Source organism: Pseudoalteromonas sp. SWYJ118 (assembly GCF_015864505.1).
GTDB lineage: Bacteria > Pseudomonadota > Gammaproteobacteria > Enterobacterales > Alteromonadaceae > Pseudoalteromonas > Pseudoalteromonas arctica.
This window is the reverse complement of the sequence record NZ_JADYXC010000009.1, coordinates 1-15110: the sequence shown is the minus strand read 5'-3', so window position 1 is coordinate 15110 and position 15110 is coordinate 1. Positions and strand designations below refer to the sequence as shown.

10 protein-coding genes are annotated in these 15110 nt (G+C 43.0%); all 10 read left to right on the top strand.

Features of this window, described 5'->3' with window-relative positions; all coding sequences use genetic code 11:
• Nucleotides 1–2: 2 nt before the first annotated feature.
• Nucleotides 3–431: a 50S ribosomal protein L11 gene (gene rplK / locus I6F48_RS10400; protein WP_002958879.1), complete on the top strand. Its 429-nt coding sequence runs from the start codon at nt 3–5 to the stop codon at nt 429–431.
• 3 nt (nt 432–434) lie between these two features.
• Nucleotides 435–1139, top strand: a complete 705-nt coding sequence (gene rplA, locus I6F48_RS10395; RefSeq protein ID WP_165728276.1) for a 50S ribosomal protein L1 — start codon at nt 435–437, stop codon at nt 1137–1139.
• Nucleotides 1140–1461: 322 nt separating this feature from the next.
• Entirely contained in the window at nt 1462–1956 is a 495-nt protein-coding gene (gene rplJ, locus I6F48_RS10390) for a 50S ribosomal protein L10 (protein ID WP_002958881.1), read from the top strand.
• A gap of 74 nt (nt 1957–2030) precedes the next feature.
• Complete coding sequence (gene rplL / locus I6F48_RS10385) at nt 2031–2393, top strand: 50S ribosomal protein L7/L12 (RefSeq protein WP_002958882.1); 363 nt, start codon at nt 2031–2033, stop codon at nt 2391–2393.
• A 271-nt stretch (nt 2394–2664) separates the two neighbouring features.
• The gene (gene rpoB, locus I6F48_RS10380) at nt 2665–6690 is read left to right on the top strand and encodes a DNA-directed RNA polymerase subunit beta (RefSeq protein WP_165740515.1); all 4026 of its coding nucleotides are present in this window, start codon (nt 2665–2667) and stop codon (nt 6688–6690) included.
• Nucleotides 6691–6794: 104 nt separating this feature from the next.
• Nucleotides 6795–10970, top strand: a complete 4176-nt coding sequence (rpoC, locus tag I6F48_RS10375; RefSeq protein ID WP_197119358.1) for a DNA-directed RNA polymerase subunit beta' — start codon at nt 6795–6797, stop codon at nt 10968–10970.
• Nucleotides 10971–11164: 194 nt separating this feature from the next.
• Nucleotides 11165–11539 carry a 30S ribosomal protein S12 gene (rpsL, locus tag I6F48_RS10370; RefSeq protein ID WP_002958885.1) on the top strand — a complete coding sequence of 125 codons (375 nt, stop codon included), beginning with the start codon at nt 11165–11167 and terminating at the stop codon, nt 11537–11539.
• A gap of 97 nt (nt 11540–11636) precedes the next feature.
• Nucleotides 11637–12107 (top strand): 30S ribosomal protein S7, encoded by a 471-nt coding sequence (gene rpsG, locus I6F48_RS10365; protein ID WP_010555004.1) that lies wholly within the window; start codon nt 11637–11639, stop codon nt 12105–12107.
• A gap of 27 nt (nt 12108–12134) precedes the next feature.
• The gene (fusA, locus tag I6F48_RS10360; RefSeq protein WP_165728275.1) at nt 12135–14249 is read left to right on the top strand and encodes an elongation factor G; all 2115 of its coding nucleotides are present in this window, start codon (nt 12135–12137) and stop codon (nt 14247–14249) included.
• Between the two features lie 62 nt (nt 14250–14311).
• Nucleotides 14312–15110 (top strand): elongation factor Tu (locus tag I6F48_RS10355; RefSeq protein ID WP_197119357.1); only part of this gene is annotated, 799 nt, incomplete at its 3' end.

The following is a 15110-nucleotide window of genomic DNA, read 5'->3' as shown; positions in this document are numbered from 1 at the left end:
TAATGGCTAAAAAAGTTGAAGCTCTAATCAAGCTACAAGTTGCCGCTGGTATGGCTAATCCTAGTCCTCCAGTAGGTCCTGCACTAGGTCAACACGGTGTAAACATCATGGAATTCTGTAAAGCGTTTAACGCACGTACAGAGTCTATCGAAAAAGGCGCTCCAGTTCCTGTAGTGATCTCTGTTTACGGTGACCGTTCATTTACGTTCGACATGAAAACGCCACCTGCTGCTTACTTACTTAAGAAAGCTGCTGGTATCAAGTCAGGCTCAGGCCGTCCTAACACTGATAAAGTAGGCACAGTAACTCGTGCTCAACTTGAAGAAATTGTTGAGACAAAACGAACTGACCTTACAGCTGCCGATATGGACGCAGCGGTTCGCACTATCGCAGGTTCTGCGCGTGCGATGGGCTTGAACGTAGAGGACTAAGAAATGGCTAAATTAACTAAACGTATGCGTACTATCCGCGAAAAAGTGGAAGTAACAAAAGATTACGAAATCAATGAAGCAGTTGCTCTTTTAAAAGAGTTAGCGACAGCTAAATTCGTAGAAAGTGTTGACGTTGCCGTTAACCTTGGTATCGATGCTCGTAAATCTGATCAAAACGTTCGTGGTGCTACTGTACTACCTAACGGTACTGGTCGTGACGTTCGTGTTGCTGTATTCACACAAGGCGCTAATGCAGAAGCTGCAAAAGAAGCCGGTGCTGAATTAGTAGGCATGGAAGATCTTGCTGAACTAGTTAAAAAAGGCGAGATGAACTTTGACGTTGTTGTTGCATCACCAGACGCTATGCGTGTTGTTGGTCAACTAGGTCAAATCTTAGGCCCACGTGGTCTAATGCCAAACCCTAAAACTGGTACTGTAACGCCTAACGTTGCAGAAGCAGTTAAAAATGCTAAAGCAGGTCAAGTACGTTACCGTAATGACAAAAATGGCATCATCCATACTACTATTGGTAAGGTTGATTTCACTGCAGAGCAATTACAACAAAACCTTGAGTCTCTAATTGTTGCGCTTAAGAAGGCTAAACCTTCTCAAGCTAAAGGTGTTTACTTGAAGAAAGTAACTATCTCTACAACAATGGGCGCAGGCGTTTCTGTTGACCAAGGCACTTTAAGCACAACTGTAGCTTAATTAGTGTTTACATGGCGTGAAATTTGTACTATAATTTCGCGCCATTTTGTTGATTAATTTATTAATTGGCAAAGTAAAGAATTCGGGTTGAAGTCCATAATTTCGTTAAGCCTTCGGGGTTAACGATAAATTGGGCTTCCGTCCAAGACCGTAGGTGGCTTCGGCCTTAATATTCACCTACGTAGACGGTGTAGACCCCAGATAGATTTTTCCTAATCCTTCTGGCTCTCGCCGTAAAAAGCATCTCTACCTTGTTTGGTAGGGAAGAGTAGAACAGGGGAATCCGATAATCGGTATCCCCATTAAACCAGGAGTAACACCCATGGCTTTAAATCTTCAAGGCAAAAAAGCAATAGTTGCTGAAGTCAACGAAGCAGCCAATGGTGCTCTATCTGCAGTTGTTGCAGATTCTCGTGGTGTAACAGTTGGCGCAATCACTGCCCTTCGTAAAGAAGCTCGTGCAAATGGTGTTTGGATGAAAGTTGTCCGTAACACTTTAGCAAAACGTGCTCTTGAAGGAACAGATTTTGAGTGTCTTTCTGATTCATTTGTTGGTCCAAGCTTAATCGCTTTCTCATCAGAGCACCCAGGTGCTGCTGCGCGTATCTTTTCAGATTTCGCGAAAAAGAATGAGAAATTCGAGCTTAAAACGGCCGCTTTTGAAGGAAATGTTGTTGATGCAGCAATGCTTGCTACATTACCTACATACGATGAAGCTGTTGCACGCTTAATGAGTGCTATGAAAGAAGCGTCTGCTGGCAAATTGTGTAAAACAATTGAAGCAGTACGTGTACAGAAAGAAGAGCAAGCTGCTTAATTTTAAGCTGTTTAATCACTTTCGGTGTAAAATTTATTTGGACGTAATGTCCGTTAATTATTAGGAAATTTGTAATGTCTGTATCTAAAGACCAAATCCTTGACGCAATTGCTGAAATGTCAGTAATGGACGTTGTTGCTCTTATCGAAGCAATGGAAGAAAAATTCGGCGTAACTGCTGCAGCTGCAATGGTAGCTGGTCCAGCTGCTGAAGCTGCTGAAGAGAAAACAGAATTTGACGTAATCCTTACTGGCGCTGGCGCTAACAAGGTTTCTGCAATCAAAGCTGTTCGTAGCGCAACTGGCCTTGGCCTTAAAGAAGCGAAAGCTCTTGTTGAAGCTGCTCCTACACCTGTTAAAGAAGGTGTATCTAAAGAAGAAGCTGAAGCACTTGCAAAAGATCTTACTGAAGCTGGTGCTGAAGTTGAGGTTAAGTAATTTAGCTTTTGCTAAGTTCGCTGCCTGAGAAATCAGGCAAGGGCTGGTGATTATTTAATCACCGGCCTTTTTGCGCTATAGAGTGATGCACTCTTTTAGTTCAAATAAAATCTGATTTTTTCTTTACTTTCAACGCTTTATAGTTTGCTAGTGTTAAAGTGGGATCTAATTAGAACAACAGTTAAATGTTGTAAAATCTTGGCATAGCTGCCAGTTAAGTCTGTTCTTACAAGAACAGGTCGGGTCAAAGATCAGCAAGCTGAGGAACCCCATGGCTTACTCTTATTCTGAAAAGAAACGTATCCGTAAGGATTTTGGTAAACGTCCACAAGTTTTGGATATACCTTTTTTACTGTCTACACAGTTAGAATCGTTTAAAAAATTCTTAGTGCCGGACGCTGATGGCGATCATGGTTTGGAAGCTGCCTTCCGTTCTGTGTTCCCTATTAAAAGCTACTCGGGAAATTCTGAGCTTCAATACGTAAGTTACCGTATTGGTGAGCCAGTTTTCGATGTAAAAGAATGTCAAATTCGCGGTGTGACTTATTCTGCTCCACTTCGCGTGAAACTGCGTCTTGTTGTTATGGACAAAGAAGCACCAGGCACAGTTAAAGACATTAAAGAGCAAGAAGTTTACATGGGCGAAATTCCGCTCATGACAGATACCGGTACTTTTGTAATCAATGGTACAGAGCGTGTTATCGTTTCTCAGCTACACCGTAGCCCTGGTGTATTCTTTGATAACGACCGCGGTAAAACCCATTCATCGGGTAAAGTATTATATAACGCACGCGTTATACCTTACCGTGGTTCATGGTTAGACTTCGAATTTGATGCAAAAGATAACTTATATGTACGTATTGACCGCCGTCGTAAATTACCGGCGTCTATCATCCTACGTGCACTAGATTATTCTAGCGAACAAATCCTAGATATGTTCTTCGATAACACTACGTTTGAAGTAACGAACGGTAAAGTTCTTATGGAACTTGTACCTTCGCGTTTACGTGGTGAAACTGCCGCTTTTGATATCAAGAGCGAAGACGGTGAAGTATTTGTTGAAAGCGGTCGTCGTGTTACGGCTCGCCACATCAAGAGCATCGAGAAGAAAGGCATTAAGCAATTAGAAGTACCACATGAGTACATCATTGGCCGTATTGTAGCTAAAAACTATGTTGATGAGTCAACTGGTGAAGTTATTGCAAATGCAAATGACGAGCTAACTCTAGAGCTAATGGCTGAATTGGTTAAAGCCGGTTACACTAAAATTGATACGTTATATATCAATGAAGTGGACAGCGGTGCTTACATGTCAAATACTTTGAACATTGACTCTGCAAGCAGCCGTTTAGAAGCACTAGTAGAAATTTACCGCATGATGCGCCCAGGCGAGCCACCGACGAAAGACGCGGCTGAAGCCTTATTCCAGAACTTGTTCTTCTCTGAAGAACGTTATGACTTATCTACTGTAGGTCGTATGAAGTTCAATAGCCGTGTTGGTTACGATACAGACACAGGCCCTGGTACATTAAGCAAAGAAGACATCGTGTCTGTTATGAAAGTATTAATTGCTATTCGTAACGGTCAAGGCGATGTTGATGATATCGATCACTTAGGCAACCGTCGTATACGTAGTGTTGGCGAAATGGCTGAGAACCAATTCCGTGTTGGTCTAGTACGTGTTGAACGTGCTGTACGTGAGCGTTTAAGCTTAGGTGACCTTGACGCGATAATGCCACAAGATCTTATTAACGCTAAGCCTATTTCGGCAGCGGTTAAAGAGTTCTTCGGCTCGTCTCAGTTATCACAGTTTATGGACCAAAATAACCCACTATCAGAAGTTACGCATAAACGTCGTATCTCTGCATTAGGTCCGGGCGGTCTAACTCGTGAACGTGCAGGCTTTGAAGTACGTGACGTTCACGTAACTCACTATGGTCGCGTATGTCCAATCGAGACTCCTGAGGGTCCAAACATCGGTCTAATTAACTCATTGTCTACGTACGCACGTACAAATGACTACGGTTTCTTAGAAACACCTTACCGCAAAGTGGTAGACGGTGTTGTAACTGATGAAGTTGATTATTTATCAGCCATTGAAGAAGGTCAGTTTGTTATCGCACAGGCGAATTCAAACTTAACTGAAACCAATGAGTTTGTTGATGAACTTATCCCATGTCGTCACAAAGGTGAATCTACCTTTATGGGTCGCATGGACCAGCAGTATATGGATGTATCACCACAACAGGTGATCTCTGTAGCGGCAGCACTTATCCCGTTCCTAGAACACGATGATGCTAACCGTGCATTGATGGGTTCAAACATGCAACGTCAAGCAGTACCAACATTGAAAGCGGATAAGCCGTTAGTAGGTACTGGTATTGAGTTAACACTAGCGAAAGACTCTGGTGTAACTATCGTTGCTAAACGTGGTGGTGAAGTAATGTATGCTGACGCAAGTCGCATCGTTGTAAATGTACATGAAGAAGAACGCATCCCTGGTGAAGCGGGCATCGACATCTACAACTTAACCAAATACACACGTTCAAACCAAAATACATGTATTAACCAAAAACCAACTTGTATGGTTGGCGAACCGGTTACTCGTGGTGACGTGTTAGCAGATGGTCCTTCGACTGACTTAGGTGATTTAGCCCTTGGTCAAAACCTTCGCGTGGCATTCATGCCATGGAACGGTTATAACTTCGAAGATTCAATCTTGTTATCTGAGCGCGTAGTTGAAGAAGATCGTCTAACGACTATCCATATTCAAGAGCTACAGTGTGTTGCCCGTGATACTAAATTAGGTCCAGAAGAGATCACAGCAGATATCCCGAACGTGGGTGAATCTGCACTAGGCAAGCTTGATGAATCAGGCGTTGTATATATTGGTGCTGAAGTTAAAGGCGGCGATATCCTAGTAGGTAAAGTGACTCCTAAAGGCGAAACACAGCTTACACCTGAAGAGAAGCTACTGCGTGCTATCTTCGGCGAAAAAGCGTCTGACGTTAAAGACAGCTCTTTACGTGTACCAAATTCTGTAACTGGTACTGTAATTGACGTGCAAGTTTTCACCCGTGATGGTGTTGAAAAAGATAAACGCGCGTTAGAAGTTGAAGACATGCAGCTTCGCGAAGCGAAGAAAGACTTCAACGAAGAGTTCCGTATTTTAGAAGCAGGCGTTTTAGACCGTGCACGTAAGCTACTTATAGCTGCTGGTTTTGATGAAGATAAACTTGCATCTCTAAATGCTGAAAAAGTACTTACGCAAAGTCTTGCTGAAGAAGACAAGCAAGCTGAGCTTGAGCAACTAGCTGCACAATACGATGAGCTTAAAGCTGAATACGATAAGAAGTTTGAAAACAAACGTCGTAAAATTACCCAAGGTGATGACTTAGCACCAGGCGTACTTAAGATTGTTAAAGTATACCTAGCTGTTAAACGTCGTATCCAACCGGGTGATAAAATGGCGGGTCGTCATGGTAACAAAGGTGTTATCTCGACTATCGTACCAGTAGAAGATATGCCTTACGATGACAAAGGTCGTACGGTAGATATCGTATTGAATCCACTAGGTGTACCATCACGTATGAACATCGGTCAGATCCTTGAAACACATATGGGTCTTGCTGCACGTGGTATCGGTGAACGTATTGAAGAGATGATGAAAGAACAACGTGAGCTTCATGAGCTACGTGACTTCATCAAGCAAGCATACGAAATTGGCGAATCTCGCCAAGTTGTAGATATTGCTAGCTTTACTGATGACGAAATTCGTCGTCTAGCTGAAAACTTAAAAGGTGGTTTACCAATAGCTACTCCTGCATTTGATGGCGCGAAAGAAAGCGAAATCAAAGACATGCTTGAGCTTGCGGGCTATCCTCGTAGTGGTCAGGTTACACTTTATGATGGCCGTACTGGCGATCAGTTTGAACGTCAAGTAACTGTTGGTTACATGTACATGCTTAAATTGAATCACTTAGTTGATGATAAAATGCATGCACGTTCTACTGGTTCTTACAGCCTTGTTACTCAGCAGCCGCTGGGTGGTAAAGCCCAGTTCGGTGGCCAGCGTTTTGGTGAGATGGAAGTATGGGCACTTGAAGCTTACGGTGCTGCTTACACTCTACAAGAAATGCTAACAGTGAAATCGGATGACGTGAACGGTCGTACTAAGATGTATAAAAACATCGTTGATGGTAACCATAAAATGGAACCAGGTATGCCAGAATCGTTCAACGTATTGTTGAAAGAAATCCGCTCACTGGGTATCAACATCGAGTTGGAAGAAAATTAAGCCAATTAGATGCTGCAGTTAACGCTGCAGCATCTGTTACGGCTGAATAGAATGTAGGGACGAAATTATCCGTCCTCAAGATTAACTCCGACAGGAGAGCTAAGGTGAAAGACTTACTTAAGTTTCTGAAGCAACAAAATAAGACCGAAGAATTCGATGCAATTCGCATTGGTCTTGCTTCACCAGACATGGTTCGTTCATGGTCATTCGGTGAAGTAAAGAAACCTGAGACTATTAACTACCGTACTTTCAAGCCTGAGCGCGATGGCTTATTCTGTGCCCGTATTTTCGGCCCAGTGAAAGATTATGAGTGTTTATGTGGTAAATATAAACGCCTTAAACACCGTGGTGTGATCTGTGAAAAGTGTGGCGTTGAAGTAACACTCACTAAAGTGCGACGCGATCGTATGGGTCATATCGACCTTGCGAGCCCAGTTGCACATATATGGTTTTTAAAATCATTACCGTCACGTATTGGCTTAATGCTAGATATGACGCTTCGTGATATTGAACGTGTTCTTTACTTCGAATCATTCGTAGTAACTGAGCCTGGTATGACAACGCTTGAGCGTGGTCAGCTATTAGGTGAAGAAGAATACTTAGATTCACTAGAAGAGCATGGTGATGAATTTGAAGCTAAGATGGGTGCTGAAGCAGTTTTAGACTTGCTTCGTGAACTTGATCTTGCTCAATTAATTGCTGAGATGCGTGAAGAGTTACCAACAATTAACTCTGAAACTAAGCGTAAAAAAATCACTAAACGTCTTAAGTTAATGGAATCGTTCCACCAATCAGGTAATAACCCTGAGTGGATGATCATGACAGTACTTCCAGTATTGCCACCTGATCTACGCCCATTAGTACCATTAGACGGTGGTCGTTTTGCGACATCTGATCTAAATGACCTTTACCGTCGTGTTATTAACCGTAATAACCGTCTTAAACGTCTACTAGATTTAGCAGCACCAGACATTATTGTACGCAACGAAAAACGTATGTTACAAGAAGCGGTAGATGCGCTACTTGATAACGGTCGTCGTGGTCGTGCAATTACAGGTTCTAACAAACGTCCTCTTAAATCTCTTGCTGATATGATCAAGGGTAAGCAAGGTCGTTTCCGTCAGAATCTACTTGGTAAGCGTGTAGATTATTCAGGCCGTTCTGTAATCACAGTTGGTCCTACACTTAAGCTTCACCAATGTGGTCTTCCTAAGAAGATGGCACTAGAGCTATTCAAACCATTCATCTATGGCAAACTAGAACGTCGCGGCATGGCTACGACAATCAAAGCTGCTAAGAAGATGGTTGAACGTGAAGTTCCGGAAGTATGGGATGTACTTGACGAAGTAATTCGTGAACATCCAGTATTACTTAACCGTGCACCAACACTTCACCGTTTGGGTATCCAAGCGTTTGAGCCTGTGCTTATCGAAGGTAAAGCAATTCATTTGCATCCATTAGTATGTGCGGCGTACAACGCCGATTTCGATGGTGACCAAATGGCGGTACACGTACCGTTAACAATCGAAGCGCAGCTTGAAGCTCGTGCATTGATGATGTCAACAAACAACATTCTATCTCCTGCGAATGGTGAGCCAATCATCGTTCCTTCACAGGATGTTGTATTGGGTCTTTATTACATGACTCGTGACCGCATTAACGCTAAAGGCGAAGGCGCGATATTTAAAGATCCAAAAGAAGCAGAAAAAGCATACCGCAGTGGCAATGCAGACCTTCACGCAATCGTGAAAGTACGTATTAGTCAATCAGTTAAAAACGAAGACGGCGTAGTAGAAGACACTATCACTGTTATCGATACAACTGTTGGTCGTGCAATTCTGTCTCTAATTTTACCTAAAGGCATGCCGTTTGCGTCAATCAACCAGCCGCTAGGTAAAAAGCAGATTTCTGGCTTATTGAATGAGTGTTACCGTCGTTTAGGTCTTAAAGATACAGTTATCTTTGCTGACCAAGTTATGTACACCGGTTTCCATTATGCAATGAAGTCAGGTGTTTCTATCGGTATTGATGACTTAGTTATCCCACCGGTTAAAGCACAGATAATTGAATCAGCTGAAGCTGAAGTTACTGAAATCAACCAACAATTCCAATCAGGTCTTGTAACGGCTGGTGAAAAGTACAACAAAGTTATCGATATCTGGTCACGTGTAAACGAAAACTTATCACGTGAGATGATGTCTAACTTGTCGAAAGACACAGTTATCAATGCACAAGGTGAAGAAGTAGAGCAACCGTCATTTAACTCAGTGTTTATGATGGCCGACTCAGGTGCTCGTGGTAGTGCTGCACAGATTCGTCAGTTGGCGGGTATGCGTGGTCTAATGGCACGTCCAGATGGTTCAATCATCGAGACGCCAATCACAGCTAACTTCCGTGAAGGTCTAAACGTACTTCAGTACTTCATCTCAACGCATGGTGCGCGTAAAGGTCTTGCCGATACAGCACTTAAAACAGCAAACTCGGGTTACCTAACGCGTCGTCTAGTAGACGTTGCACAAGATTTGGTAATCAATGAAGATGACTGTGGTACAGAAGATGGCTTAACAATGAAACCGCTTATTGAAGGTGGTGATGTTGTAGAACCACTTCGTGAACGTGTTCTAGGTCGTGTTGTTGCTGAAGATATTGTAATTCCAGGTACTAATACAGTACTTGTTGAACGTAATATCATGCTAGACGAAAAACTGTGTGACCTTTTAGAAGAGCACTCAGTAGATGAAGTTCGCGTACGTTCTGTTATCACGTGTGATAATGACTTTGGTGTTTGTGCTAACTGTTACGGTCGTGACCTAGCACGTGGTCATATCATCAACGCTGGTGAATCAGTGGGTGTTATCGCGGCACAGTCAATCGGTGAGCCAGGTACACAGTTAACAATGCGTACCTTCCACATCGGTGGTGCGGCATCTAGAGCATCTGCAGAAAATAATGTACAAGTTAAAACTAACGGTACATTAAAACTTCATAACTCTAAGTACGTACTTAACACAGACGGTAAGATTGTTATTACTTCTCGTTCTACGGAAATTACTATCATTGATAGTCATGGTCGTGAGAAAGAGCGCTATAAAGTACCTTACGGTGCGGTATTAACAGTGCAAGACAATACGGAAGTTCAAGGTAACGACATCGTTGCTACTTGGGACCCGCATAGTCACCCAATCGTTCTTGAGCATAAGTCAAAAGTATCGTTCAGCGATATCGATGATTCAAATACTGAAGCACAGACTGATGAACTAACTGGTTTAACCCGTGTAGTTGTAAAAGATCTTGCTAAAGTAAATACGAAAGAACCAAAGCTTATCATCGAAAGTGAAGAGCGCGGTCTGCAAGAAACACGTCTTCCTTCATTCACGACGATTGAAGTTATTGACGGCGTTACAGCAAACCCAGGTGACGTGTTAGCACGTATTCCGCAAGAAGGTTCGAAAACTCGTGATATCACGGGTGGTCTACCACGCGTAGCCGACTTATTTGAAGCTCGTAAGCCAAAAGAACCAGCTATATTAGCTGAAGTAACTGGTACAATTAGCTTCGGTAAAGAGACTAAAGGTAAGAAGCGTTTAGTTATTACTCCAGCTGAAGGTGATCATTACGAAGAGATGATTCCTAAATGGCGTCAACTTAACGTGTTTGAAGGTGAGCAAGTGTCTAAAGGTGAAGTTATCGCCGATGGTCCTGAATCACCGCATGACATCTTACGCCTACGTGGTGTGACTCATGTTGCTAACTATATCGTTAACGAAGTGCAAGAGGTTTACCGTTTGCAAGGCGTTAAGATCAATGACAAGCACATTGAAACAATTATCCGTCAAATGTTACGTAAATGTACCATTATGCACGGCGGTGATACTGACTTCTTAGCCGGTGAACAAATCGAAGTGGCGCGCGTTAATATCGCAAACCGTGACCTTGAAAAACAAGGTAAGATACCAGCTAAGTTTGAAATCCAGTTAATGGGTATCACAAAAGCATCACTAGCAACAGAATCTTTCATCTCTGCAGCGTCTTTCCAAGAGACAACACGTGTTCTTACAGATGCGGCAGTGAATGGTAAGAGCGATGAGCTTCGCGGTCTTAAAGAAAACGTAATTGTGGGTCGTTTGATCCCAGCCGGTACCGGTTTTGCGTATCATCAAGAACGTATGGCTCGCCGTAAACAAAGCAAAGTAGTAGTAGAAGAGCAAACAGTAAGTGCAGAAGAGGCAACTCAAGCACTTACAGACGCTCTAAATGCTGATTTGTCTGGAAATCAATAAACTGTTCTTAATCAATAGATTAAGTGATCGCAAGTCAGTTATATGCTGTCTTGCGGTTAGTTTAGGTTGACAGGTCAAACTTTGCTCATTAAAATTCCGCCACCCATTTACTTGTGTGCTTAATGCAGGCTCGTAAATAAAGGGCGGATTTTTTATTTTTTTCAGTAGTAATTTTAATTTCAGGAGCTATTTAAATGGCAACTATTAACCAGCTAGTGCGTAAGCCACGCCGTAGCAAGGTTACGAAAAGTAACTCAGCTGCACTAAAAGCGTGTCCGCAAAAGCGCGGTGTATGTACTCGCGTATATACAACTACACCTAAGAAACCAAACTCGGCGTTACGTAAAGTAGCACGTGTACGTTTAACTAACGGTTTCGAAGTAACTTCATACATTGGCGGTGAAGGTCATAACCTTCAAGAGCATAGTGTAATCCTAATCCGTGGTGGTCGTGTTAAAGATTTACCAGGTGTGCGTTTTCACACTGTTCGTGGTGCACTTGACTGTGCAGGCGTTAGCGATCGTCGTCAAGCTCGTTCTAAATACGGTGCAAAACGCCCTAAAGGCTAATTGTTTTCCGTTAGTAAGGCCAAGCACTAAATATTTATAATTATTGTTTTGGGTGATTGACTCGAAAGAGCAAACCTGAATAAACCGGAGATACAAAATGCCTAGAAGACGCGTAATCGGTCAACGTAAAATTCTTCCAGATCCTAAGTTCGGATCGGAACTTCTTGCTAAATTCGTTAACATCGTGATGTTAGACGGCAAGAAATCTACTGCTGAAAAAATTGTTTATGGTGCGCTAGACGTGGCTGCTGAGAAATCAGGCAAGTCGCACCTAGAAATCTTTGAAACTGCACTTGATAACATCCGCCCACAGGTAGAAGTTAAATCTCGCCGTGTTGGTGGTTCAACTTATCAAGTACCAGTTGAAGTACGTCCAGTTCGTCGTAACGCATTAGGTATGCGTTGGTTAGTAGACGCTGCACGTAAGCGTGGCGAAAAATCTATGGGCTTACGTTTAGCTCAAGAAATCGTTGACGCTTCTGATAATAAAGGCACTGCGGTTAAGAAACGTGAAGACGTTCACCGTATGGCTGAAGCGAATAAAGCATTCGCTCATTACCGTTGGTAATCTGTCTTTAACCTTTAAGAGGATCATATGGCACGTACAACTCCACTTGAGCGCTATCGTAATATAGGTATTGTAGCTCACGTAGATGCAGGCAAAACCACCACAACAGAACGAGTTCTGTTCTACACGGGTCTTTCTCATAAGATCGGTGAAGTACATGATGGCGCTGCAACTATGGATTGGATGGAGCAGGAACAAGAGCGTGGTATCACAATCACTTCTGCTGCAACAACGTGTTTTTGGAAAGGGATGGACGCTCAATTTGACGCCCATCGTATCAATATTATTGATACTCCAGGACACGTAGATTTCACTATCGAAGTAGAGCGTTCTTTACGCGTACTCGATGGTGCGGTAGTTGTTCTTTGTGCTTCATCTGGTGTACAGCCGCAAACTGAGACAGTTTGGCGTCAAGCGAACAAATACGAAGTTCCGAGAATGATCTTCGTAAATAAAATGGATCGCACGGGCGCTGACTTCTTAGCTGTGGTTAGCCAGGTGAAATCTCGTCTTGGAGCAACGCCTGTTCCAATTCAGTTGCCTGTAGGCGCTGAGGACGACTTTAAAGGTGTTATTGACCTCATAAAAATGAAAATGATTAACTGGAACGAAGCGGACCAGGGTATGACTTTTTCATATGAGGCAATACCGGCAGAACTTCTGGAATTAGCTGAAGAATGGCGCTCTCATTTAGTTGAAAGCGCTGCTGAAGCAACAGAAGAACTAATGGATAAATACTTAGAAGGTGAAGAGTTAAGTGAAGCAGAAATTAAAAATGCTTTACGCCAACGAACATTAGCTAATGAGATTGTTCCAGTTACTTGTGGTAGCGCATTTAAAAACAAAGGCGTTCAAGCTGTGCTTGATGGGGTTGTTGAGTATATGCCGTCGCCAGAGCAAGTGAAACAAATCCAAGGTATCTTAGAAAATGGTACTGAGGAAGAACGTCCTGCTAATGATAAAGCGCCGTTTGCTGCACTCGCATTTAAGATTGCTACAGACCCGTTCGTTGGGACCTTGACCTTTTTCCGTGTTTACTCTGGTACTGTTAAACAGGGTGACACGGTATATAATCCAGTAAAAAGTAAGCGTGAGCGACTTGGCCGTATCGTACAGATGCATTCAAACTCTCGTGAAGAGATCAAAGAAGTTTTCGCAGGCGACATCGCGGCAGCTATTGGTCTTAAAGACGTAACAACAGGTGAAACACTGTGTGATCCGAATTCTATTATTACGCTTGAGCGTATGGAATTCCCTGAACCAGTAATCTCTATTGCGGTTGAGCCTCGCACTATAGCTGACCAAGATAAGATGGGTATCGCGCTAGGTAAACTAGCTGCTGAAGACCCTTCTTTTCGCGTACAAACTGACGAAGAATCAGGCCAGGTTATAATCTCTGGCATGGGTGAGCTTCACCTAGATATCATCGTCGACCGTATGAAACGTGAATTCAGTGTTGAATGTAACGTTGGTAAGCCGCAGGTCTCATACCGAGAAGCTATTCGTTCAACTGTTAAGGTTGAAGGGAAGTTTATACGTCAGTCAGGTGGTCGTGGTCAATATGGTCACGTTTGGCTTAAACTTGAACCGATGGACATTACGGATGATGAGTCACCAATTTACGAGTTCGTTAACGAAACCGTAGGTGGGTCTGTTCCTAAAGAGTTCGTTCCTGCGGTAGACAAAGGTATCCAAGAGCAAATGTCTCAAGGTGTACTGGCAGGCTACCCATTACTTGGCGTTAAAGCGACTTTATATGATGGTTCATTCCATGATGTAGATTCGAATGAAATGGCATTTAAAATAGCAGGTTCACTGGCAATGAGAGATGGGGCGCGTAAAGCTGACCCTGTACTTTTAGAGCCAGTAATGAAGGTTGAAGTACTCACTCCTGATTCAAATATGGGTGATGTAGTTGGCGACTTAAATCGTCGCCGCGGCATAATCGAAGGCATGGAAGATGCATTAGGTGGACTTAAGCAAATTAATGCGCAGGTTCCTCTTTCTGAAATGTTTGGTTATGCGACTGCTTTACGATCTGCAACACAAGGCCGTGCCTCATACTCTATGGAGTTTGTGAAGTACGCTGAAGCCTCGAAAAACGTTGCAGATACAATAATTTCAGCTCGCGCTGTTATATAATTTTAGCTTGTCTGGCTCAATAGTGAGTCAGGCTTTAATTTCTTTATTAGGAATTTTTTAAGATGGCAAAAGAAAAGTTTGAACGCGTAAAACCGCATGTAAACGTTGGTACAATCGGCCACGTTGACCACGGTAAAACTACACTAACTGCAGCAATCACTAACGTACTTGCAAAAGTATACGGCGGTGTTGCTAAAGATTTCGCATCAATCGACAACGCTCCTGAAGAGCGCGAACGTGGTATCACTATTTCAACGTCTCACGTTGAATACGATACTCCTTCACGTCACTACGCACACGTAGATTGTCCTGGTCACGCCGATTATGTTAAAAACATGATCACTGGTGCTGCTCAAATGGACGGCGCGATCTTAGTAGTTGCTGCGACTGATGGCCCTATGCCACAAACGCGTGAGCACATCCTTCTTTCTCGTCAAGTTGGCGTTCCTTACATCATCGTGTTCATGAACAAATGTGACATGGTAGATGACGAAGAGCTACTTGAACTAGTAGAAATGGAAGTTCGTGAACTTCTTTCAGAATACGATTTCCCAGGTGATGACTTACCTCTAATTGCTGGTTCTGCGCTTAAAGCGTTAGAAGGCGAGAAAGAGTGGGAAGATAAGATTGTTGAGCTTGCAAACGCACTTGATACTTACATCCCAGAGCCAGAGCGTGACATCGATAAGCCTTTCATCATGCCTATCGAAGACGTTTTCTCAATCCAGGGTCGTGGTACTGTTGTAACTGGTCGTGTTGAAGCTGGTATCATCCGCATCAATGACGAAGTAGAAATTGTTGGTATCAATGATACAACTCGTTCTACTTGTACTGGTGTTGAAATGTTCCGTAAGCTTCTAG